This window comes from Mucilaginibacter sp. P4_G9 (genome assembly GCF_056400985.1).
The window spans coordinates 1-24167 of the sequence record NZ_JBFUKF010000037.1; the positions used below are offsets into that span (position 1 = coordinate 1).

Annotated in this window: 11 protein-coding genes and 1 pseudogene; all 12 read right to left on the minus strand. The window is 44.8% G+C overall.

All coding sequences use genetic code 11. The features are described from left to right. A partial coding sequence (locus AC1DPZ_RS05805; protein WP_477401878.1) for a sodium:solute symporter family transporter occupies positions 1-789 on the minus strand: 789 nt, incomplete at its 3' end. Positions 790-1155: 366 nt separating this feature from the next. Continuing rightward, positions 1156-3570 carry a beta-galactosidase GalB gene (gene galB, locus AC1DPZ_RS05810; RefSeq protein WP_477401879.1) on the minus strand — a complete coding sequence of 805 codons (2415 nt, stop codon included), beginning with the start codon at positions 3568-3570 and terminating at the stop codon, positions 1156-1158. Between the two features lie 286 nt (positions 3571-3856). Beyond that, positions 3857-4975, minus strand: coding sequence for a glycoside hydrolase family protein (locus AC1DPZ_RS05815; RefSeq protein WP_477401880.1), 1119 nt, complete (start codon positions 4973-4975; stop codon positions 3857-3859). A 542-nt stretch (positions 4976-5517) separates the two neighbouring features. Then, positions 5518-8283: a family 78 glycoside hydrolase catalytic domain gene (locus tag AC1DPZ_RS05820; protein ID WP_477401881.1), complete on the minus strand. Its 2766-nt coding sequence runs from the start codon at positions 8281-8283 to the stop codon at positions 5518-5520. A 24-nt stretch (positions 8284-8307) separates the two neighbouring features. Next, positions 8308-11889: a malectin domain-containing carbohydrate-binding protein gene (locus tag AC1DPZ_RS05825; protein WP_477401882.1), complete on the minus strand. Its 3582-nt coding sequence runs from the start codon at positions 11887-11889 to the stop codon at positions 8308-8310. Between the two features lie 9 nt (positions 11890-11898). Continuing rightward, the gene (locus tag AC1DPZ_RS05830) at positions 11899-14733 is read right to left on the minus strand and encodes a glycoside hydrolase family 95 protein (protein ID WP_477401883.1); all 2835 of its coding nucleotides are present in this window, start codon (positions 14731-14733) and stop codon (positions 11899-11901) included. An 8-nt stretch (positions 14734-14741) separates the two neighbouring features. Further along, on the minus strand, positions 14742-17507 hold the full coding sequence (locus AC1DPZ_RS05835) for an alpha-d-galacturonidase (protein WP_477401885.1): 2766 nt from the start codon (positions 17505-17507) through the stop codon (positions 14742-14744). Between the two features lie 217 nt (positions 17508-17724). Next, positions 17725-19284 carry an MGH1-like glycoside hydrolase domain-containing protein gene (locus AC1DPZ_RS05840; RefSeq protein WP_477401887.1) on the minus strand — a complete coding sequence of 520 codons (1560 nt, stop codon included), beginning with the start codon at positions 19282-19284 and terminating at the stop codon, positions 17725-17727. 2 nt (positions 19285-19286) lie between these two features. Further along, positions 19287-20300 (minus strand): zinc-binding alcohol dehydrogenase family protein, encoded by a 1014-nt coding sequence (locus AC1DPZ_RS05845; protein WP_477401888.1) that lies wholly within the window; start codon positions 20298-20300, stop codon positions 19287-19289. Between the two features lie 155 nt (positions 20301-20455). After that, positions 20456-22108 carry a UxaA family hydrolase gene (locus AC1DPZ_RS05850; protein WP_477401889.1) on the minus strand — a complete coding sequence of 551 codons (1653 nt, stop codon included), beginning with the start codon at positions 22106-22108 and terminating at the stop codon, positions 20456-20458. A gap of 32 nt (positions 22109-22140) precedes the next feature. Further along, positions 22141-23610 (minus strand): tagaturonate reductase, encoded by a 1470-nt coding sequence (locus AC1DPZ_RS05855; RefSeq protein ID WP_477401890.1) that lies wholly within the window; start codon positions 23608-23610, stop codon positions 22141-22143. 26 nt (positions 23611-23636) lie between these two features. Continuing rightward, positions 23637-24167: pseudogene (locus AC1DPZ_RS05860) on the minus strand (glycoside hydrolase family 88 protein); the annotation flags it as partial.

Consider the following 24167-nt stretch of genomic DNA (forward strand, 5'->3'; position numbering starts at 1 on the left):
TGATTTTGCTGCATGGTAACGCTGTATGTAGTTTTGGTCCATCCCAAAATTGTTAAGGTTGATAAAAAATCCATAAAACAATATCACCCAAAATGTTGGCTGGGTAAGGTCGGGCGAAAAACTGCCCAGATCAAATTTGTGATTGGCCACGCCAATATCCATTATCTTTGTAAACCCGCCAGAGATATTGGTTACCAACAGGTAAATGATAAGCACAGCGCCCAGTGTTTTAATAATACCCTGCACTACTTCTGTCCATATTACTGCTTTTATGCCACCCGACACGGTGTATATGATGATAGAGACACCCATTATCAGCATAATCATTTTCATTGATACACCGGTAAGCGCCTGAAGGCTTAACGCGATACCAAAAAACACCGAGCCCATGCGGGCCAGTTGCGTAAGTAAAAAACAAATAACAGCATAGGTGCGTGCCCAGGGGCCAAAACGCTTTTCGAGATGCGTATAGGCCGATACCTCGCCTGTGTTACGATAAAATGGTACAAAATATTTAACAGCAATCCATGCAGCAAGCGGCATGCTCAGGCTAAATACAAAAGCGTTCCAGTTACCACCATAAGCTTTGCCAGGTACACCCAAAAAAGTATTGCTGCTTAAAAAGGTGGCGTAAATAGACAGACCGATAGCCCAGCCCGGTATTAAACCCGATGCCATGGTAAACTGCCTGGCATTTTTATTCTTTCGCGAAAAATAAAAGCCCACCAGTATCATCCCTATCAGGTAAATACCTATAATGGTAAAATCGAGCAGGGGTAACACTTTCATGCGTTAAACAAAATTTCTAGTAAGATTTATATTGCGGTTTAAAACTGTATAAACAAATGTACCATTGTGGTAGTATCATTTACTATAACATTTTTTCAGGCTATTGTATGATATTAGCATTTAAATCACCGGTGTTTTTATTACCTCTTTATGAAATTGTTAAGGGTAAACAATTCCGCCAGGTTAAATAGGTTTGGCTAAAGCCGGTTGCAACCCTGATTATCCGTCCCATAAATGGGACGGCAATGAAGTTTCTGACTGATGGTAATTGATAATTAACGGATAGCATCTGTAAATTCATTGCCGTTGGCTTTAGCCGACGGATAAAATTTAATAAACATGTGGCTTTAGCCTAAACCGCGCTATTCAGCGACTACTTTTAATAATTATATGCGCCGCCTGCAAACCATCCCCGGTAACAGTAAGGTTAATTTTACCAGCATTTGATTTCGATTGAATAATAGCCAGCCCCAGCCCATTAAATACCCGGTGCTGATTGGAAACAAATGGATCAAGATCTGTTTGCGAGCCATTATCAACCGCCTTTAAGATACCCTGTCCACTTACTTTAAATTTGATAAGGTGATTGGCATCCGGCACGGGTATATCGTATTTGTCGACAACAGTTACTGTGATGTATGACAGATCTTTCCCATCAGCGGTTATTTTTTGTCTATCAGCCTTAAGCAAAATGCGATACGGCTCGCCTGCCGTAATAACCTGGGTACTCATAATGACCTTGCCATTTTTGCGCGAAACTGCCTTCAACGTGCCGGGCTCATATTTAACCCGCCACATTACGTGCAGGTCATCGCCTGTTTTCCTGCGGATACCTAATGATTTGCCGTTTAAATAAGCCTCCACTTCATCGGCATTATTATAATAGGCCCAAACGTCAATAGTTTGACCGGATTTCCAGTTCCAATGGGGCAACAGGTGCAACACTGGCGTAGTTGTCCATTCGCTTTGGTACATATAATAAACATCTTTAGGGAAGCCCGCGAGGTCAACTATACCAAAGTATGAGCTGCGTGCTGGCCACAAGTACGGGGTAGGTTCGCCGATATAATCAAACCCTGTCCACACAAATAATCCCGAAAGGAAATCGTATTTCTTGATGATCTTCCAGGTTTCTTCATGTGTTGAACCCCAGTAGGCCGATACATTATCATAAGCCGATACCGTAAAATCGGGATTGCCATCTTTCAAAGGTGTTTTGCCATCCTTTGGCCAACGCCTCACGCTATCCGACGGCATATCATAATGCCCGCGGGTAGCCAGTGCCGACATGCTTTCGGTCCCAACAAACTTTTGGCCGGGATAATTCTTTTGAAAATTGGCATACACTTCCTGGTGATAATTTAAGCCTACCAAATCGAGCGCGCCGGATTGATAGATGAAATTCTTTTTCGGATCAGCCTCGCTCAATGCCGATGTAACCGGCCTGGTTTTATCCAGCTGCTTCACAATACCTACCAATTCGCGACTGATGCTGATGCCGGTACTGTCAAATTGTTCCCGTATCTCGTTACCAATGCTCCAGGCAAAAATCGACGGGTGCTTACGGTCACGCAACACCTGGTCCTGCAGGTCCTTTACATGCCATTTATCCCAATCCTGGGGATAGTCATTCTTACTTTTCTTTTTTCGCCACATATCAAAAGCTTCATCCATCACCAAAAATCCCATCCTGTCGCACAGGTCAAGAAATCCGGGTGCAGGGGCGTTGTGCGATGTACGGATGGCGTTACAGCCCATGGCTTTCAGTATTTGCAGCTGGCGCTCCATAGCCCTTACATTTACAGCCGTACCCAGTGCACCCTGGTCATGGTGCAGGCAAACGCCTTTTATTTTCATCGGCTCGCCGTTTAAAGTAAAGCCTTTATCGGCATCAAAGTTAAAATAACGGATCCCCGTGTAAATTGACTGGTCATCAAGTACTTTACCGTTTTGCAACACTTTTATTACTACTTTATACAGGTATGGCCTTGTTACCGACCAAAGCTTAGGTTTGCTTACTTCCAAAGTTTGATGAATAGCAATCGAAGTGTCTCCGGTATTTTTTACCGGGGATGTTTGGGAAACAACAACCTTACCTTCGGTATTGTAAATGGTAGTTTGCAGGCTTAATTTGTTGTTTGCCGATGGCTGATGTACACCGATCTCCAAAGCCACTTCGGCGACTTTATCATTTACTTTAGGTGTTGTTATAAAAGTTCCCCAGTTTGTAAGGTAGGTTTTAGCCGTTGTAGCCAGCCACACATTACGGTAAATCCCCGAGCCTGTATACCAGCGGGAATTAGGCTGATCGGAATTATCCACACGTACCGCGATCACATTTTTTTTGTTGCCAAAGTTGAGGTACGGCGTAATATCATACCTGAAAGAGATATATCCATTTGGGCGTTTGCCCAGGTAATGCCCGTTTACCCAAACCTCGCTGTTGTGGTAAACACCGTCAAAATCAATAAATATATTTTTGTTTTGGGCTGATAAAGGCAAGGTAAAACTTTTACGGTACCAGCCAATGCCTGCTGGTAAACCACCTTCGGCCTGTGTTGTAGGATTTTTCTGATCAAAACGGCCCTCTATGCTCCAGTCGTGCGGCAGATCCAGGCTGCGCCATTGTGCATCACCAAAGATTTTATTTTGGGCCCGCGGCTCATCGCCTAAAAAAAACTTCCAGCCGGTATTAAAACTTTCTGTTTTACGCGCGCTTTGGGCATTAGCCGTAGCGGCACAGATTAATAAAGTAGTGAGCAAAAAATAATGGTATCGCATAATTTGAGTTTATAGAACAGTTTTAACACCAACCTCCGTCATTGCGAGTGATCACCGGCCGTAGCCCGGAAAAAACAGTAATGACATCTTAAAAAAAAGAGCGTCATTGCGAGGAGGTACGACGAAGCAATCCCCAAAATACAGATCGGATTTGCACAGCTGCTCTGTAAATTGGGGATTGCTTCGTTCCTCGCAATGAYGGGTAAGAGGTTTATGTACAAAAAAATACATACTGACAATCAACAACTTATAATGACGAGCTATTTATAAAGCCTATCTACTTCATTTATTTCTTCTTTTTAACCGGTGGTGCAACAAAATTCAATTCGCTTTTGCCCAGATCTTTTGATGTAGCTACAGCTATACCACGCTGATCGGCTTTGTTTACCGCGCAATAGTAGTGGTATACCACACCCTTATATTTTACCACAAATGATTTGTGGGCAAACATATTATCATAAGGTTCGGATGATTCAATCAGCTTATCGCCAGTCCAATCAGTCCAGTGAACCAGATCGTACGAACAGGCAAAGCGGTTAAATACACCCGTTGTCCCGGTTTTCCAAAAGGCGCCGAAATAAAACATCACATACACATCGCCCATTTTTTGAATATACGGATCGCCGGTAATGCCATCGCCATGGTTCAGCACAGGATCTTTGCCAAAACGCTGCCAGTGCAGCATATCATCAGATACAGCCATACCAATGCGCTCGGCACCGCGTTTTTTGTTTAGGCTATCGCCGTTGGCATTGTAATACATTACAAATGGGTGCCCGGTAAGCTTTGCCTTATCCCATATCACGGTTTCTTTGTATTGGGTATGGTTATCCCACCAGCTTACATCTTTATCGATACTTGATAGTACGGGATGGCCTAACCGCTGCCATTCATGTGGTGTTGACGGATCCTTGCCGGTATAGGCAACGCTGATTGATAGCTGCCCTTTCTCGTACCCCCGGCTTTGCCCGCCGAAATACGACATCCAGTATTTATCCTGGTATTTTTGCAGCTGGTAACTGCCGCCCCACTTGTAATCCTGTAAAGCAATATAACCCGCCTTTTGGTTGCTGTCCCACTGCGTGGTATCAGAGAATGACAGGATGCGGCCGCGGGTTTTCCAATGCAGCAGGTCTTTGCTATCAGCCAGCCAGGTTTCGTAACCACGGCCGTTAAATATAAGGTAAGTCATGTACCAGTTGTTCCCTTTCCTGAAAACACTGGGACAATCCATCTTTTTTGAATTGCTATCGGGCGCCATCACCAGGCCATATTTATACGGGGTTTTTACCTGCTGGTAAATATCCTGCATTACCTTATTGGGCACAGTTTTGGTTTGTGCCGATAGTTTTATCGCCGGTAACAGGCAAATAAATAATACCAAGCGTTTTAATGTATGATTCATAATTTCTATAATTCTTAAAAGCTGTTTAAAACAGACCGTCATTGCGAGGTACGAAGCAATCCCCGACTTACAGAGCAGCCTGGCAAATCCGATCTGCATAGTTTGGGATTGCATCGTGCCTACCCATGACGCATTCGTTTTTCAAGGCGTAAAGGCCTGTCAGTCTGAGCCTGTCGAAGACTCGTGCGGAGAGGCCTTTGCCCACTATGCTTCGACAGGCTCAGCATGACAGCCCTCTTAGCAACGTCATTCCCCCTTCAGAGTCCTTGGATTTTACCACTCGCAATGACGTGGTTGGTATAAACCAAGCAATTGGCTCTGTATACTGGCAACGACTCACCCGGCTACGCTGCGCTGGCCGACCCTCTCTCCGGCTGCGCCGCAAAGAGGGTTGAAACAAAAATAAAAACGAACTTTTTGCCCCTCTATGCGACGCAGTCGGAGAGAGGGGCAGACGGGCGCAGCCTCGTCGGGGTGAGTCGTCGCCGCTATGCTGCGTACGTCATTCCTTTCCCCAAACTTCATAACTCAACATGCCTTCCTTACCTAACCACAAACAAATACCCCCCCGAACCCACCTTAACCAAAGCCTTACCGTTTTTGTATCCTATAAATTCCATGTCTTTTCTGTTCCTGATGTTTTGCCCGCCAGCTGTGATCATAGCCGTTTTAACTACCGGCAAATAAATGGTGGCCGTTGTATTAGCCGGAATGCTTACACTCAGCTCAAACTTACCTGCTTCCTTTTTCCAGCTGCTTGAAATGGTGCCGTAAGGCGACTGGTAGTTTGCCTTTGCCCAGGTTACATCGCCTACAACTTCGGGCCTGATCTCTATTTTGTTAAAGGCGATGGCATCATCTGCCGGGCGGATGCCTGCCAGTCCGCTGTAAAACCACTCCATTAAATGGCCCAGCATAAAATGGTTGTTTGATACCGATGGCAACGCTGCCCATGATTCTGTCAGCGCCGTTGCGCCGTGCGCTAACTGATACCCATAACCCGGCACATCAGCACGACTATTCATATCAAATATCACGTCCGACCGGCCTTCATCATCCAATACCCTCAGCAGGTAGCGGTAACCAATATCACCGGCGGTAAGACTGTTACCTCTACTGCGGATATCCTTTACAATATTGTTCACCACAGCGGTTTTATATTGCGGTTCAACCAAACCGGTATAAACAGATATGGCATTTGCCGCCTGGCTGCCGGTACCATATTGTTGGATTTCGGCATTAAAGAATTTTTTATTGTAAGATTGCTTTACCAGGGCGGCTAATTTATTGTAAGCCACAGCGTCTTCGCTTTTCCCCAGTAAGGTGGCAATTTTTACCGCGATACCCAGGTCATAATAATATAAGGCCGTGGCTGTGATGCCCTTTGGGGTTAACTGCGACACGCCAGGTGGTTTTGGCCCCAGGTCGTACCAATCGCCTAAGCCCTGGGTTAAAATATGATCGTCTGCTTTTTTACCCAGGTAAGTTAGGTAGCGTTTTATCATATCGTAATTTTGGGTCAGCACATCTTTATCGCCGTACCATTGATACACATACCAGGGCAGAATAACTGCATTGCTCCCCCATTCGGGCGAGTCGCGGAATGGCTCATCAAACTTTACATATTCAGGAGCTATCTCCGGAACCAAACCATCTTCAGTTTGCGAGATCCGCATATCGTTGATGCATTTACGCGCCAGCCCAACTATATCATAGTTATAATGCAGGGAACTTCCCACCAAATGAGCCTCTTCCAGCCAGCCCAGTTTTTCGCGGTGCGGGCAATCGGTAAACACGCTGGCCATATTGCTTTTCATGGCCCAGTCTATCAGCTTAAAGGTTTTATTAAACAGCTCATTTGAACAGGCAAAATCGCCAACCGTAGCAGCAGCGTTGCGTGTGTGCAGTCCTTTTATAGCGACAACAACCGGCTGTTGTTTGGCATTAGCCTCATGTTGCGGAACCGCACCTACCACCTGTAAATACCTGAACCCGTAATAGGTAAACTGCGGCTGCCAGGTTTCTGCACCATCACCTTTTAAAATGTAATTATAATAATGCGGCCCGCCCGATCCTTTTTGATTGGCACTGCCATCAGCATTAACCAACTCGGCCGGAATTATCTTTACCGTATCTCCTTTTTTTCCCCTAACCGTGATTTGTGGAATGCCCGAAAAGTTTTGTCCAAAGTCATAGATCCAGGCTCCCGTGCTTAATTGTGTTTTGTTTTGGGGGATAAACTCCTGCATTACTTTCAGCGGGTCGGCCGCCTGGGCGTTTAGCATCGGCGGGCCATGTACCTGTATAGCCTTACGCCAGGTATCATCATTAAAGGCATTGGTGTTCCATCCGGCCTGTTCCAGGTTGGCATTATAGTCCTCGCCGCCATAAATACTGCTGAAGGTTACCGGGCCGGGAGCTGTTTTCCAGGTGGTGTCGCTTACAAGGTTATCTATCTTCCCATCCTGGTATTCCATAACCAAACGGCAGATCATTTTGGGGCAGCCATATCCACCGGTAAGTTTACGGTAGCGTTTATCGCGGGGGATATAATAAAACCCGTTACCCAACATTACCCCGATGGTGTTTTTACCGGCTTTTAGCAGACCGGTAATATCAAATGGTACATACAGGGCCTGCTTGTCATATTTTGTCCAGCCAGGGTCAAGAAAATGGTCGCCAACTTTTCTACCGTTCAAACTCAGGTCGAAATGGCCCAGCCCGCAGATGTAAAGTGTAGCTCTTTTAAGCTGATTGCCCACATGGAATGGTTTACGCAGCAATGGCAGTACATCATTGGCCATCCCTAACTTTTTTGGCCCTTTACCGTGATAAAACGGAACAATAACTGAGGTATCGGGCAGTTTATCATAGGCTATCCAGTTGGCACCTTGCCAATCGGCATTAGTTAACAATCCCATTTGCCAGCGGGCAATACCACTCCAGGCCGATTGCTGTTGGTGGTTATCCCAAACCATTACTTTCCAATAATAAGTTTTGGCCGGTTGGAGTTGGCTGCCCTTGTAGGCCACCTGCAAAGATGCCGCCGAGGCCACTTTTTTTGAGTCCCAGATATTGCCTTTATCATTGTCCAGTGCCTGCGGATCATCGGACACCAATACCCGGTAAGCCGTTTGCATGGTGTTGGCTTTGCTGCTTTTCAACTGCCAGCTCAGTCCTGGTGATACCGACTCAACCCCTTGTGGATTTTGTTTGTAATCACATTGCAGACCTGCCACTTTTAGTTCCCGGGCAAATAATCCCAATGGTAATACCAGCAGCAAAAACAAAATGAACTTTTTTAGCATTTTTCTATATTTTTCTCAATTTTTCTACTGCATTTCTATCCCCAATATACATAAACCTGCACATTTTTCACCCGCAATTACCAGTTTATAATTACCCGCGTTAATACTCGTCCCCGTTGTAGTAGCCACCATTCCCGACTTGTTTTTGGCTACCGGTTTAAAGCTTAAATCTTCTTCTTTCATCACTGTTCCATCGGCAGCAAGCAACTTCATTTTTGCAGTAAAGGCCTTATCTGTTGAATTGTAATACTTTATGCGCAAAGCATACAAATCAGCCACACCGGGGGTAATGGTAAATGACGTACTCCCCCCTGCATCCTTTTCATAGCGGATCACTTTTTTACCGGCCAAAGTATCCCTGACTATGCCATCGCCCTGAATATCAGCGATATCAGCTTTGTAGCTTATGGTTTTACGCAGATCGGTTGCTGGTTCAAGTGTAGTTACCGGCAAAACAGCCACGGTGTACATGTATTTTCCTTTATTCGCACCTAATTGCACCATGCCATCCTTTTTAAATCTTTTGCGGTAGACCGGGAGCTTATGCCCGCCATCGGCATCATTTTCTATATACAAACCGGTAACTTCATAATCATTTAACCATGCTGGCCTTTGTGCCGGGGCGGTATCCATCGCCACAAATACATCTGCATCGGTAGCTACGAAAAATGACGCAAACTGCTTATTATCAGAAAGATCGGCACAAATCCAGTCAGCCCCAAAAAGTACAGGCGGCAGGTTACTGAAGCTGATACCGGCGTTCACATACTGCTTTTGGCCTACGTCCATCCAGCTTTGTAATTTCCAATCTCCGGCTGATTTTAAATGTGTTATTATGCCGCTGTTGTTTGGTGCCGCATGTACATTGCCATTTAAAGTGCTGATAGCAATTGCAGATATAAGGGCTTCACCTGCAGCTACATCTGGGAAGCTTATGCTTATTTTACCGCCTGTGATGTGAGCAGTGATTGTTTTCTTTAGTGCGCAAGCATAACCTGCTTCTTTCCAGATATCCAGGTTTTTGATCTTTGTTTTGCCGTTAACAGCTACATCAAATAAGCGCCAGCCTGTACAGTCCATTCCACCGCCTGTGCCATACCATGGTTCGGTAAAATATAATTCAACACGGTAATCGCCATCGCGTACCGGGAAGTTAAACTGCAATTTGCCCATCCCATACCTGAATGTTTGAAACAATGGGCTATCATTTGTTCTGCCAATATTATCAAACGTGCGTTGCTGGCTGGCAAAAAAGGCAGGCATATTCGGATAATCGTCCGTCCATGATAATGAGCCCGGCTGGTTTTTATTATGTTGATGTTTATCGGCCATCCATAAATTACCAAAACTGTCTTTATAATCGGGGCCTCCACAATTTAACCTGTATAGGTAATTGTAACCGGACGCAGGTTTGAGCAGCGCTGAATTTGCTGATCTATCCGAATTTAAATACGGAGCAGCTGGTAAATGATTGAGCACCACCTGGTCATGCGCAACGGATTTGCCATTTACGTACCCAACCGCGTATAAAACGTTATATTTTATATCCACATCATCCCACTGAAAATGAGTACCTACCCCACCTTTTTTCTTTTTACCCAGCGAAATATGCTGTACATCATTAAACAATTCTACCTCGTCGCAATTGGAGTAAACTGTAATACTATCTTTTTTACCCGCTGTTAACCAGCGGTCGGGCCATGTATGAGATACAATGTAAACCATTGGTTCTTTATCCTTTGGTGCATAATTAGCCCGGTACATATAAAACGCGTCGGTTGGCTGCCCCCAGGGTGTAAATAAGCCTTTATAGTTAACCGGCCCCACCCTGTCCAACTCCCGTTGGCCCTCGCCTCCTTGTGTGCGGCCCGGGTTTTCATGCGAATAGAGCAACCATTGAAAATGCCCTGCAACCTGGTCTTTCACAGAATCGGCCAGGCGCACTTTAGTCTCCATCAGTTGTGTCATTCGGTCCTCGCTAAGCGGACCGTTTTGGTTAAATGGGCCTTCAGTATGTAAACCAAGGCTTCGCCAGGCACCATATTCGCCCACGAGGATCTGTTTTTTGAGGTCCTCGCCGTAGTTTAAAGGGTTGCCGCCATAGGTGCCGGTCCAGTTTTGGGGCACATCCCAATCGGTGCCCTGGCCACCATTACAGGTGGTAACTTTGCGCTGTGATGATGTTGTAGGATCAAGCTTGCGGATGATTTCGCTACATTCACGGGCAAAATCGGCCGGCAGTTTGCTTTCATTCTGCAAGCCCCACAAAATAACTGAGGGGCTGTTACGACGCTCTTTGATCCAATCAACCAGCAATGCCTTATAAGCAACCTTGAATTCCGGTGTATCAAACCAGATATGCGCCGAATATTGYGGCCACCAAAGGATGCCCAGCTTATCCCAATATGTTTGATATGCCAGATTATGCGGTTGGTGCGCATCTCTGAAAGCATTAAAACCCGCAGCCTTTACCTGCATCACTCTTGCTTTAATTTCTTCACCGGTAAAAGCCTGGCTCCTGCCCATCAGGTGTTCATACTCAGCAATGCCATTGATAAACACCGGTTTGCCATTCAAATAAAAACGGTTATCGTCATTATTGCGACCAATTGGCCAGCTTATCCAGCGGATGCCATAGGGAGTGGTTGATTGATCCACAAGTTTGCCATTTTGCCAAACCTGGGTAATTAAATTATATAAATACGGATTTTGTAAAGACCATAAATGTACACCGGCTATATCTTTTAGTAATTGCTTTACCACAACAGTTTCGCCGGGTTTAACTTCATTTGAAGCGTTTACTTCTGCAACTACTTTTCCTGCAGCATCAACCAGTTTATTGCTTACACGGATAGAAGATGACTGCTTACTGTTATTTTTTACTTCTGTTTCGAGGTTAAGCGTGGCTGATTTTTCGGAGACGGTAGTATCATTCCAAATATGTACGCCAAAAGGCTCAATACGCACCGGATTGGTCACAATCAAATGCACCGGTCTGAAAACACCCATAGGCTGCGACCCTTCAGAAAAGCCCGGGTCATCCGAGCAGCCGCCACAAACCCAGGGCAGGTCTTTTATAAAAGCCGGATGATCTGCACGAACACAGAGCAGGTTTTTACTCCCTGTTTTTATCGCGTCAGTAACATCCAATGTAAACGAAGTACGCCCACCGGCATGATAACCCACCTGCATGCCATTTAGCCAAACAGTAGCATACGACCCCACACCCTCGAACCATAAAAAGTAGCGCTTATTTTGCTGCTTTGCAGGCAGAGCGAAGATTTTGCGGTACCAGGCATACCCATGCCTGTTGCCATGTTTTAAACGGCGGTAACCTTCATATTCATCCCAATTGTGCGGTACGTTTACAGTTTTCCAGTTTTGATCTTTAAAGCTGGCCTGTTCAAAGCCCGGATAAGCTTTTACGTTATTATCATGGGCTATGGTATACCAATTGGTGTTTAACAAAATCTCCTGCCTGGTGTTATTTTGCCCAAATACCGGAGTAATAAAAAAAGTAAACACCACGCATATAAAAAGCATTAAAACCAGCTGATGATTAAACCCGGAAAACTGCTTTTTAATATGACAATTGTTTACCTTCATCGTCTTCTATTATAGCTGTTTCAGATCAGCATTAAATTGGTACGACCGGCCTTTTTGCGTATTGATGCTGATGATTTTACCATGATAACGCAAGCGACAAACTCCACCGGCTTTTGATAGCACTTGTACCCCCAGCAGCTGCCCTTTTTGCCAGTTAAAGTTCAATTCAAAACCACCACGGGCGCAAATACCCTTTATACTTCCCTGCGCCAAAGCTGATGGCAAGGCTGGCAGCAGCTCAATATCATCTCCCTGGCTTTGCAGCAACATTTCTGATACGCCGGCCGCCCCGCCAAAGTTTCCATCAATCTGGAAAGGCGGATGCGCGTCGAACAGGTTATGGTAAACCCCGCCTTTTTCTTTACCAGAGCTCACGTCAGCAGGAGAAAGTAGCTTAGTGAACATCAAGTAGGCGTGATCGCCCTGCTTCATCCTGGCCCATATATTTACCTTCCAGGCAATACTCCAGCCTGTGCCTTCATCCCCCCTGTAAAGCATAGATTTTTCGGCTGCATGCATCAAATCCGGGTTTTTCCAGGTGATATCTGTACCGGGAAACACGCCCCACATGTGCGATACATGGCGATGGGTGTCGGCAGTATCGTCCTTATCTTCCATCCATTCCTGCAGTTGACCGTATTTGCCAATTTTGTTGGGCGCTATCTTGTCGTATTTTGCTTTTAGCGTATCGGCAAAATCCTTATCAATTCCTAAAAGGGTTGATGCTGCTATGCAATTTTTGAACAAATCGCGGATGATCTGGTGATCCATAGCAGGCCCCGCTACCAATCCGCCATGTTCAGGCGAATTGGAGGGAGTGCTGATAAGGTAACCGGTTTTAGGATCTTTCACTAAAAAGTGCACAAAAAATTCCGCCGCCCCCTTCATCTCCGGGTAAGCGCGGTTCTGTAAAAAATTTTTATCCTTAGTATATAAATAATGCTCCCATAATTGGTGACAAAGCCATGCGGCGCCGCTTACCCAAATACCATGATTTGATGCATTTACCGGAGCAGTGCCCCGCCACAGATCGGTATTATGGTGCAGCACCCAGCCCGATGCACCGTAATGTTCTTTTGCCGTTTGCTTACCTGTTTTAGCCAGGTCATCAACTATACTGAAAAACGGTTCGCTGCAGGCCGAAAGGTTTAATACCTCGGCAGGCCAATAGTTCATCTGTAAATTGATGTTGGTGGTAAATTTACTGCCCCATGGCGGCGTAAGCAGATCGTTCCACAGGCCCTGCAAATTAGCCGGACCATTTCCCGGGCGCGATGAAGATATCAACAAATACCTTCCATATTGCGTGTACAGTGTAATAAACGATGGGTCGGGCATATCCCTGAACTTCAGGATCCGCTCATCTGTAGGCAAATCAGCATTGATGCCTTTACCAAGGTCAATAGAGAATGTTTTGAAGATTTTTTGGTAGTCTGTTATATGATCTGCCTTTATAACCGGGTAGCTTTTATGGGCCATGCCTGCTATTTGCTTTCTGCAGATGGCTTCCGGGTTGCCGGATACATCATGATAATTTTTGAAATTTGTTGCCGCTGTTAAATAAAACGTAGCTTCATTGGCACCGATAACTTTAATATTGTTTGGCGTTACCAGCACTTTGCCGCCAACAGTCTGCAGATGCAGGTAACTTACCCCGCGTAATACCCCATCATGTACTTTTAATGATAACGCCAAGGTATGATCATCAACCTTGCGGGTAATAAATTTTTTATGCAGACTTTTCATCAGGGCTTTTACCGTAATGCTGCCAGGCTTATCGGCGGTTAAATGAATAGTTATTACCTGGCCGGGGGCGCTTGCCAGGTACTCGCGGGTGTAGTTTATTCCATCAGCCTTATAGGTAACGTGTGCCATGGCATTCGTGATATCAAGGTCGCGCTTGTATTCACTTATTGTTTGCTCAGGGAATTGCAGGTACAAATCGCCAAAAGGCTGGTAATCGGCATTATATCGTGGATAAGCTGGCGGATTATCATCTTGAATCCAGTATTTCCACTTTTTGGCAAGTTTTATGGGTATCGCGGCATTTTCGTTAGTTCCMTCCGGATAAATCATCATTTCTTTTGCAGCACTGGTAAATCCGCCTTTGTCATTAAAATTGATTACTTGTATAGCTAACTGATTAGTCCCGATAATTACATTTTTTGCCGGGATGATATATTTGCGATAGGCCGTTCCATTAGTTGTTCCAACCTGATCGCCATTCACATAGGTGAAATCAACATCCCGTATGCGACCAAGACTCAGCACGAGATTTTTTCCTTTCCATTCAACGGGTACTTCAAAAGCTGTCCTGAACCAAACCGCACCATTTAAACCCTCAAAGCCAGGTGTTGTTTCCCAACCTTGCAGAGTAGGCAGCGTAACTGTTTTCYAGGAATCGTCATGGTAAAGTTCATCCCGCGGAAGATAAAGAGAGTGCATCATTTTAACCCAGCGGGCAGAATCGGCAGTATACGTAATTTCATTGCTTTTCATTCCCATGAAATGTTTTTCGGCGAGTGCTTCGGCTTCGGATTGTTTGCCGTCAAACAAGAGCTGGCGAATAGGTTGCAGGTATTTTACGGCCCCTTGCCGCTCATAGGCGCGCGGACCGCCCGTCCATAACGTTTGTTCATTAAACTGGATCCTGTCTTCTGCCACTCCACCAAATATCATGGCGCCTAAGCGGCCGTTGCCAATGGGTAGGGCATCCGTCCATTTTTGTGCAGGCTGCCTGTACCAGAGTTTAAGGTCTGATTGGGCCCGGGCTAAATGAGTGGCAAGCACGAGCGTAATTGCAATAAATAAATATTTTAAGACCGGCAGTTTGGAGTTTTTCATAGCACTGTTTAGTTAAATAACCAGCGTAAATCTTTAATGTTACCGGTATTGCTCAATCCGGCATCGTAAACCGGGATATAGGCATCATCATTAACAATACCTAAAATTAAACAAGCGCCTTTACCCAGCGTAAGCGTGTTGGTGCCCGCCTTAAACGAATAGGTATGCACATTAACCGGCGGTAAACCTTCTACCTGTATGGCATTGGCAATCTTTATATCTGCCTGGCCGTAATCGTTGGCACTGGCATCTGTTTCCAGTTGTGGTTCCGGCAGGTATTTAGGGTCTTTCTCATTAAAAAAGCCCACCAGCACCTTAACAGGTTTGGCGTTGGTAAAACTTAATTCCGTTCCGTTTTTTTGCTGATCTGCCTTAATTAATTTTAAAGGGTGCAGGTTTACCAGCTCAGGGGCTGCATTTTTAACTACTACAGCAGTATCAGCAAATACCTGCTCACCGTTACTCAATTTGTAAAAGGCGGTACCCTTTGTTTTAATAACGGCCTGCGCGTTGGTCAGAATTATCTTATCAGCTTTTTTTGCTKCTACCTGCGGCGATTTCAACGAGTCGATGTTATGTTTAAAATTATCCAGTTCTTTTTGGTAAACGGGCAACAGCTCCACCCAGGTTTTCATTTTGGCATCATTGCCGCCAACCGGAATTTTACGCTGCTTAGTTTGCATGCTATTGGCATACAGGTAAGTATCTTTGGTAAGATTAACCAGCTGGTTAAAATAATCCAGGCTGGTTTGCAATTCAGGCAAGGCTTTTTCCAGGTCGGCAATGTTATCCGAATATTTATACCGAAGCACCCATAATGCTGCTTTTGCTTTATAAGCATAGCTGTTTGCTAAAGCATTATAGCAATAAATGTCATTTTTAAACCTGTTAAATTCAGTTTTATCTTTTTTTATCTGTGCCGATGCCCGATCAATAGCTTCAACGGCTTTACGGCCCTGCACTATTACACTATCAATTACTTTAACAGGCGTTTCGCCGATGTGGGGCTGGTGTTTCCATTCCTTTTCGGCATACTCACTCATCATTTCGCCAACCGGCCCTTCAGAGTTATAAAGTAATGTGAACAAACCATATTTTTCGGGATTAACCAGTTGGCTCATCAACATACCCAGGGTCATAGTTTGCCGGTTGCCATCGGTAATACCAAAGCGCCTGAGCAATTCCGGGGCTATCTCGCCCGATTGCTCGTACGCTGCTAAAATATCCTTGCCATGTGTTTCATTACAGCCATACTTGGCGGCCAGCTGCTTAGCCCAATAATTTATCTCGTCTCCCCTGCCGCGATGGCTATCCCAGGCATAGCGTGCCCATGCCTTGTACCAAATCCAATCGCGATCCAGTTGTAATAACCGTTGTCCACCTGTGTTATCGGCTGTATAAGGCCAGTCCCAGTAAGATGCCTGTGGGTATATGTGCAAGCCATTTGCCCTGTAAACATTGTGCATTGCCAGCACGCATTTTTGTATAAAATCCGGCGAACCATAGCGAAAAGGTTCCAGGTTGGCCATGATGTGCACATTCTCTATCTGCACGGTACCAATGCGGCTTAGTGTACGGTGCAAATCGGCCCATGGGCCATGCGGCTCGTAGGTGGTAAGCGCCTCGCCATTATACTTAGCCATGGTATACAGGTTTTTATATAATGGCTTGGCGTATTTCATCACCGATGGCGCATCGCTATCATGTGCACGCAATACAATGGGCGGTTCATCAGTGCGGCCCAATGCTTTCAAGCCATCCTGTACGCCGGGAATAATTGTTTTGGTGAACCAGTCTATATCATCCTGCCCTACCCCTTCCATCGCTTCGCCAAGGGTGATTAACAAACCTACATTCGGGTATTTTTGTACGAATGCCGCTATTGATTTACGGGTATAATCGGCAATTACGGGTACTATATGGCGGTCCCTGTCCTGTGTTTTGAGGTTATTTTTTTCGGCAAAGGGTTTAGATACGATGATGTTATAAAAACCCTGGATCAGCCAGATGCCGCGTTTATCGGCCTCGCTTGCCAGGAAACGATAGATCTCCTCATTCTTTTTAAAGGTGGCGTCATCCACCTCAACAGCATAAGGATATTCCTTTACTTTAACCAAAGATGCAAAGGGATGACCATTCCACAGGTATAAAGAGTTCATCCTGTTTTCGGCCAAAGAATCCAGGTACCGCAGCCAAAGTGCTTTATCATAAAACCAGGGAAAATTTTCGGGCGTATAAGGATATTCATAAGTACCGCGACCGGGCAATAATGCAGGTTTTTGAACACCAACACAAGCGCCGCGCAATACCATTTCGGGCTGATCGGTTATTGCCAATTTAAGGGGTAAACCATGGGCGCTTTTTATCCTGCCAGCCAGCTCCAGGCAACCATATAAAGTACCGGAATTATCCGCGCCGGCTATGATAGCCGTATTATTGGTGCTATTAATTATAAATCCTTCTTTGCCAGGGAATTTCAGAATATCAGCATGTTGCTTTATCAATGCTCTTTTAATAACAGGATCCTGTAAAAGACCAACAAAAATGGCGTTACCGGCCACCGCTTTAGTATTTTGCTGTGTGGTAACTATATAACCGGCCTGTTGCAAGGCTGACTTTAGTTTTTGAGCGCCATAATCTAATCGTTCGTGATGTTTTGGGGGCAGCACGATGGTCATTTTTTTGCCGGGGTCCAGGGCCTTCAATGAGGAATGAAAACAGCTGAATATCAGTATCAGAAGCGCGAGGTAGCTATGGGTTATTCTCATTTTCATGTTTTTACATCATTTGCTACAAAGCCATTTCAGGGGGACAGACTTGGTATAGCAGGTTATGTTAAGATGGTATTAAGGTTGAACTTAATTGGTTGTATAACATTCAAAAGTATCAGTATAGCATGGTAGTTTCATCTGATATTTTTCCCAGCTACTGTACGATATTACCATCATTGGAATTTTTACAATCCAGAAAAGAGAGAATGTATGCTACAAATTAAACTGGCATCCTTACCAATACACGCTTAAGCTGTGTGCCATGCATAATTATTTTGCCATCGGCATAAATTATAAAACCTTTGCCTTTATGGTATTTGGTGCCGGTTTTATCCCATAGGATACTGATATGATGACCATGGTAAAGCACATTATCCAATGCAAACCATTTCCATTGCTTTTTAGGGATAAGGGGAAAAATCTCCAGCATATTATCGGCGCGGGGCTTTAAGCCAACCAGATCATTGATCACCAGGTCGCAAAAACCCGAGTGGTTATAATAGCTGCTGCGCGGGTTATCGCCCTTAAGCCAATAGCCGGTTTTTTCGTCCTGGTACTCACCAAGATACGGCACTCCCCGCTTTATGTGTGATAAGGCATATTTATGCAGTTCATTATAGAAAACAGCCGGGGTCATGCTGCCTTTGTTTTGATAATTGGTAAGCAAATTTGCCAATCCTTTTAGGGTTTGGGTAGTAGCAAATGGCCAAACTGCCCCGTCCCACTCACAGCCATGCCCGGTGCCATGTGTGCGGAACAGCGGATGGCGTCTTTCGGCCGTGGTGATACCCCATGGTGCATTAAAACCTTTATCATCAGTTAACTGATCCCATTGTTTGGCAAAAGTGGCTTTATCATTGGGCAGCTTAAAATACCAGGGGATAAATCCCAACTCCTCACGGGCGCCGGCAAAACTCCCATCGGGTCTGCGTGCCTCAAAAAATGAAGCAGAATCGTTCCATAAACTATCCTGTACCAGTTTTTTAAGTTCGATAGCTTTTTGGCTGTACTTATTCTTCAACGAATCGATGCCAAGCAGTGATGCCATTTTTGATAGCGCCACAGCGTTACCATACATATAACTGTTAATGGTAGGTCTCTTATTCTTTACTTTTCGTGAGCCGCTAATGGATTCTTCCATGGCATCCCTTACATCAAACTGCCAGAACAGTTTTGAGGGCAGTTGCTTTTCGGTTTCCCATTGGCTGTAATCAGCATTTAGGGCAGGTATTACCTGCGCTACAAAATTTTTATTGAGGTTAACCAGGTAATAGTTATAAACGGCATCATCAATCCAGCTGCTGAAGGCGTGCAAATGAGGCTTCTTTTGTTTTGGGTCAACATAGAGCCAGAATTTGATGTAGTCGTTTATATACTGAGGATCATGCAGCCAGCGGCCCTCGTAAACCTGGTGGCCAAGCGCACTGCTCGAACTGTTGTAAACGCCCGTAAAACTTACCGGTGTTATAAATTCTGTAAAAATAAAGCCATCCGGTGTTTGTTTCAGGTGTTTACGGAACGTCCACCAGCGGTAATAATATATTTTTTGGATAGCCGAATCGGGGCATTCAAACAGTGGTATGTTTTTGGCCATCCAATCATAAGCACCATCATTGATTACATAATTCTTTACCGTTTCGGTATCTATCGCATTAAAGTAGTTTACATAGGTTTTTAGCTTATCAAAGCTTAGCAGTGGCTTTTGTTGCGCGGAAACACCACCTGACGCAAAAACAAGCACAGTTGTTAAAAAACGGAATATGATAGTTCTACTGGTCATATTTATACTTCAACCATAGCTTTAATTACCCCATTGGCAGGGTTTAGCCAGCTTTCAAACTGATTTTTCACTTCATCAAATGTTACCCTGTGGGTAATATAAGTTTGGGGATTAACCAACCCGTTTTTCATGGATAAGATCACATGCTCAAAATCCTGGCGGGTAGCATTGCGGCTGCTCATCAGGGTGGCTTCGCGTTTATGAAACTCCGGGTGACTGACAACAATATCACCCCGTTGCAAACCTACCAGCACATACCTTGCGCCGTGTGCCATGTATTGAAAAGCGCCATTTATAGCGTTTTGATTACCGGTTGCATCAATTACTACGGTAGGCATATCGCCATTGGTAATTTCTTTTAACCGCTCCAGGGTATCCTCGTCCTTTACGTTAATAGTGTGAACAATCTTCAGGTTATCCCTGCAAAAAGCCAAACGTTGCGCGTTCACATCAGCAGCTATAACTATTCCACCGGCTATGCGTGCAAATTCCATAATACCCAAACCAATTGGTCCTGCGCCAATAACCAGTACAAATTCTCCTGGCTGTACACCCGCCCGCCTTACGCCATGCGCACCTATGGCCAATGGTTCAACCAATGCCAGTTCATCAAAACTAAGTCCCTCGCCGTGCACCAGTAAATGTGAGGGCACCTGCAGGTATTCGGCCATGCCGCCATCCGTGTGCACCCCGCAAACCTGTATGTTAACACAGCAATTGGGCTTAGCCGATCTGCAGGCAATACAGTGGCCGCAATTAAAATATGGTATAAATGTTACAGCCTCTCCTTTTTCAAACCCATCCGCATCGCCGGCATCAAGCAGCTCGGCTGCCAGTTCATGCCCCAATATGCGGGGATAGCTAAAAAATGGCTGTGTGCCCTCAAACGCGTGCAGATCCGTCCCGCAAATGCCAATACGTTTTATCTTGAGCAGGGCATAGCCGGGTTTAAGCGCCGGAACATCAGCGGTGCCATACTCCAGTTGGCCGGGGGTAATACAGGTAAGTACCTTCATTATGTTATTTTAGATAAGAATCAAGATGTTAGAGTCAAGAATCAAGAGAAAGCAACAGTAAGGTAAAGGCTTGGAAAACTTTTATGTTTTGACGCTTTTTGGGCTGTCTTGATTCTTGGTTCTTGATTCTTAATATTGTTAATAATCGTAAATACCTATAAGGATACGCCTCTTTTCCACGGGATAAAATCATCCTGGCCATGCCTTACAGCGCTTACTTCAATTTCGCCGCCGGCTACTTTAATTACGTAGTCCAGGATCCTTTCGCCTGCCTGTTCAATTGTTTCATCGCCTTCTACTATGGTACCTGTATTAATGTCGATGATATCGCTCATCCGGTTAAACAAAGTAGTGTTTGTGGCAATTTTAACAACCGGGGCTATCGGGTTGCCGGTTGGCGTACCCAGGCCGGTTGTAAATAAAACTATATTAGCTCCCGAACCAACCTCGGCCGTGGTTGATTCCACATCATTGCCAGGTGTACACAGCAAATTCAAACCTGGTTTGGTAACTTTTTCAGGATAATCAAGCACATCGGCCACCGGTGATGTGCCGCCCTTTTTTGCAGCCCCGGCAGATTTGATGGCATCGGTTATTAAACCATCTTTTATATTGCCGGGCGACGGGTTCATATAAAAACCAGAGCCTGCTTCCTCGGCGCGCTGGCTATAGCTACTTACCAGACTGGCAAAACGCTCGGCTTTATTTTTATCCAAACAACGGTCAATCAGGTTCTGTTCAACACCGCACAGTTCCGGAAACTCCGCCAATATAACCGAACCGCCAAGCGCCACCAGCAGATCGGACGTGTAACCGATAGCGGGGTTTGCCGAGATCCCCGAAAAACCATCAGAGCCTCCGCATTCCAGCCCTATAACAAGCTTACTTAATGGTGCCGGCTTACGAACGTACGTATTGGCCTGCATTAAGCCAGCCAGGGTTTGCCTTATGGCCAGTTCCATCAGGTCGGCTTCTTTCCCGGTTTTTTGCTGATCCAATATGTATAAAGGCTTATTGAAATTGGGTGAGCGCTTATTAATCTCTTCCTGCAGGATCCGTACCTCGGCATTCTGGCATCCCAGGCTTAATACCGTGGCGCCTGCTACATTAGGATGAGTAATATAACCTGCCAGTAAGCCGCATAAGGTAGTTGAGTCCTGGCGTGTCCCCCCACAACCGCCGGTATGCGATAAAAATTTAATACCGTCAACATTAGGAAATATTTTATTACCGGTTACCTGAGCTGTATCGCCATCAATTTCGGTATACAATACTTCATTGATCTCTCCGCCGGCTTTAATCATGCCTATCAGTTGCTGCGCTTTTATTTCATAAGTTTTTTTACGCCCGTAGCCCAAAGGCTTTACCAGCGCTTCCTGTAATACCTCAATATTGCGGTTCTCACAAAATACCATCGGAACCACCAGCCAGTAATTGGCTGTACCCACGCTACCATCCTCCCGGTGATAGCCGTTAAATGTCTGGCTTTGCCATTTACTTACATCGGGTTTATGCCAGTCGGTATGGCTGCTGCCGGTTAAAAAGCTGTTGGCTGCATGTACCACATTGCTGGTAGATAACAAACCACCAACCGGGATAGGGCTTTGCGCTTTGCCTACTAAAACCCCGTACATAATGATCTCACCACCTTGGGGAATATCGGCAATGGCAAACTTATGCTTGGCGGGTATAAATTCAAGCACTTTATAACTATTCCCCTTATATTCAACCTCTTCACCTGGCTGTAAATCGGCAAGTGCCACCAGTACATTATCGGCAGGATGTACTTTTATAATTCGTTGTTTCATCGTTTTAATTTTTTAATAGTGCAGCAATCTGTTTATCCTTTATTCACCTGGTTAAATTGCTCAATCACAGCTGCAGTAAAACCTGGTAAAATGTCCAGGTCGGCATCCCACAAGTCTTTATTTTTTAATATGTTTTGAATTACAGCATCGCTATCCGGGTTTTCCCAAACCTTTGCAAAATATGCAGCCTGGCTATCTGTAACTTTATATTCCCCGTTGTTGACGGTACCGGTATATTGCCCCTCATCCCCTGCTTTAACGCGCATAAAACGGATAAAGGCAGCAAAGCCCATTGCCATGCATGCAGGTACTGTATTGTTTAATTTATAATAGTTTAATAATAACGGAATAACACGCATTTTGATTTTGGTAGCGTATTGCACCGAGATACTTAACCACTCATGCCTGATATACGGATTGCGAAACCTATCCAGCACCTTGTTTGCAAAATCAGCAGCTACAACATCGTCAATTTTATACGGTATGGCAGGCCTGATCTCTTCAAACACCAGCTGCGTAATAAACTTTGTAAACTGCTCATCATCCATTGCCTCTTTAACCGTTTTAAACCCCGATAAATAGGCAAAAGCGCAGCACAATGTATGTGTACCGTTTAACAACCTTAACTTTAATTCCCTGAATAATTCAATATCAGGTGTTATTACCACACCCTCATCCGCCTGTGCAAATGATAATACGTCCCTTATTTTATCGTCTCCCTCAATAGCCCATAAACTATAGGTCTCGGCCATAATTGAAAGGTTATCCGTATAGCCATTCCTGGTATCTAATTCCTCATTCGATGCAGAATCCGGGCGACCAGGTACAATCCTGTCTACTAATGAATTACAGAAACTATTGCTATTTTCCAGCCAATCCATAAAGGCAGGCTCCAGCTTATTTAAATGAGCCAACTCCAATACAATGGCTTCCAGTTTTTTACCGTTATCAACAATAAGTTCGGTTGGGATAATTACCAGGCCGCTATCCGCACTGCCGTTAAAGGCCATGTAACGTTCATATAAAACAGCTAATAATTTGCCGGGGAATGAAGCCGGCGGGTGTTTACGCACATCTTCCTTTACCAACTTAATACCCACTTCGGTGGTGTTAGATATAATCACCTTCAACTTTGGGTTCCTGGCAACCTCCAAAATATCATCCCAGGCATTTGCGGCAGAAAGCACCCTGCTTATTGCCGAAGAAATTAACTGCTCGCTCACCTCCTTGCCATTTACAATCCCTTTTGAATAAATGGTATATAAATTATCCTGCTTATCAAAATCATCAACCGTACCGGTATCTGTTGATTTTATAACAACTACCCTGCCGTTAAAAATTCCGCTACGGTTGGCCTTGTCAATAAAATAATCGGGAAGGCCCCTTAAAAGCACTCCCGTGCCAAATTGCAATACCTTTTCGGGCAGCTCAAATAGTTGTTCACCAGGCAATTCGGTTCCTGCAACGTTTATTCTTTTAAGGTTATACTTTGATAAGATCATGTTTTGTTTGATTGGGGTATTTATAATTATTTATGTTTTGATAAAATCTGATCGGCCACCCAGCGTACCAGGTCGTTAGCGGCATTAATGTTTTCAAATTGCGGAGGCAGCTTCCGGCCATCTACATATTCGTTGTAAAACCAGGGGTCACCTACGGCAAACACGGCTCCTTTGCCATATTTAGCGGTGGCAACTATTACGTCATTTTTATTAATAAGTCGGGCTATAGCCGGGGCACTAAAGTTTAATGTGCTAAGCTCCTTAATGTATACCTTTTTGGCTGTTTTAAATATCTTATTATCGGCAGGTATGTTTATTGCCCCCTGTTCAAACTCGCGACCGGCTACATGGTTAATGCTGTTTTTATTAAAGCTGATACCAAACTTTGCCATCAGCTTGTTAAGATGGGTAAACTCTGCGTTACCCGTATCATTATTTAGTACCAGCAAAACACCGCCCTTTTTAACCCAATCGCTTATGGCTTTAATGTGCGGTTCAAGTATATATTTTGCCTGTGGATTTTCCTTGGGGATATCGGGGTCAACAATGATATAAAC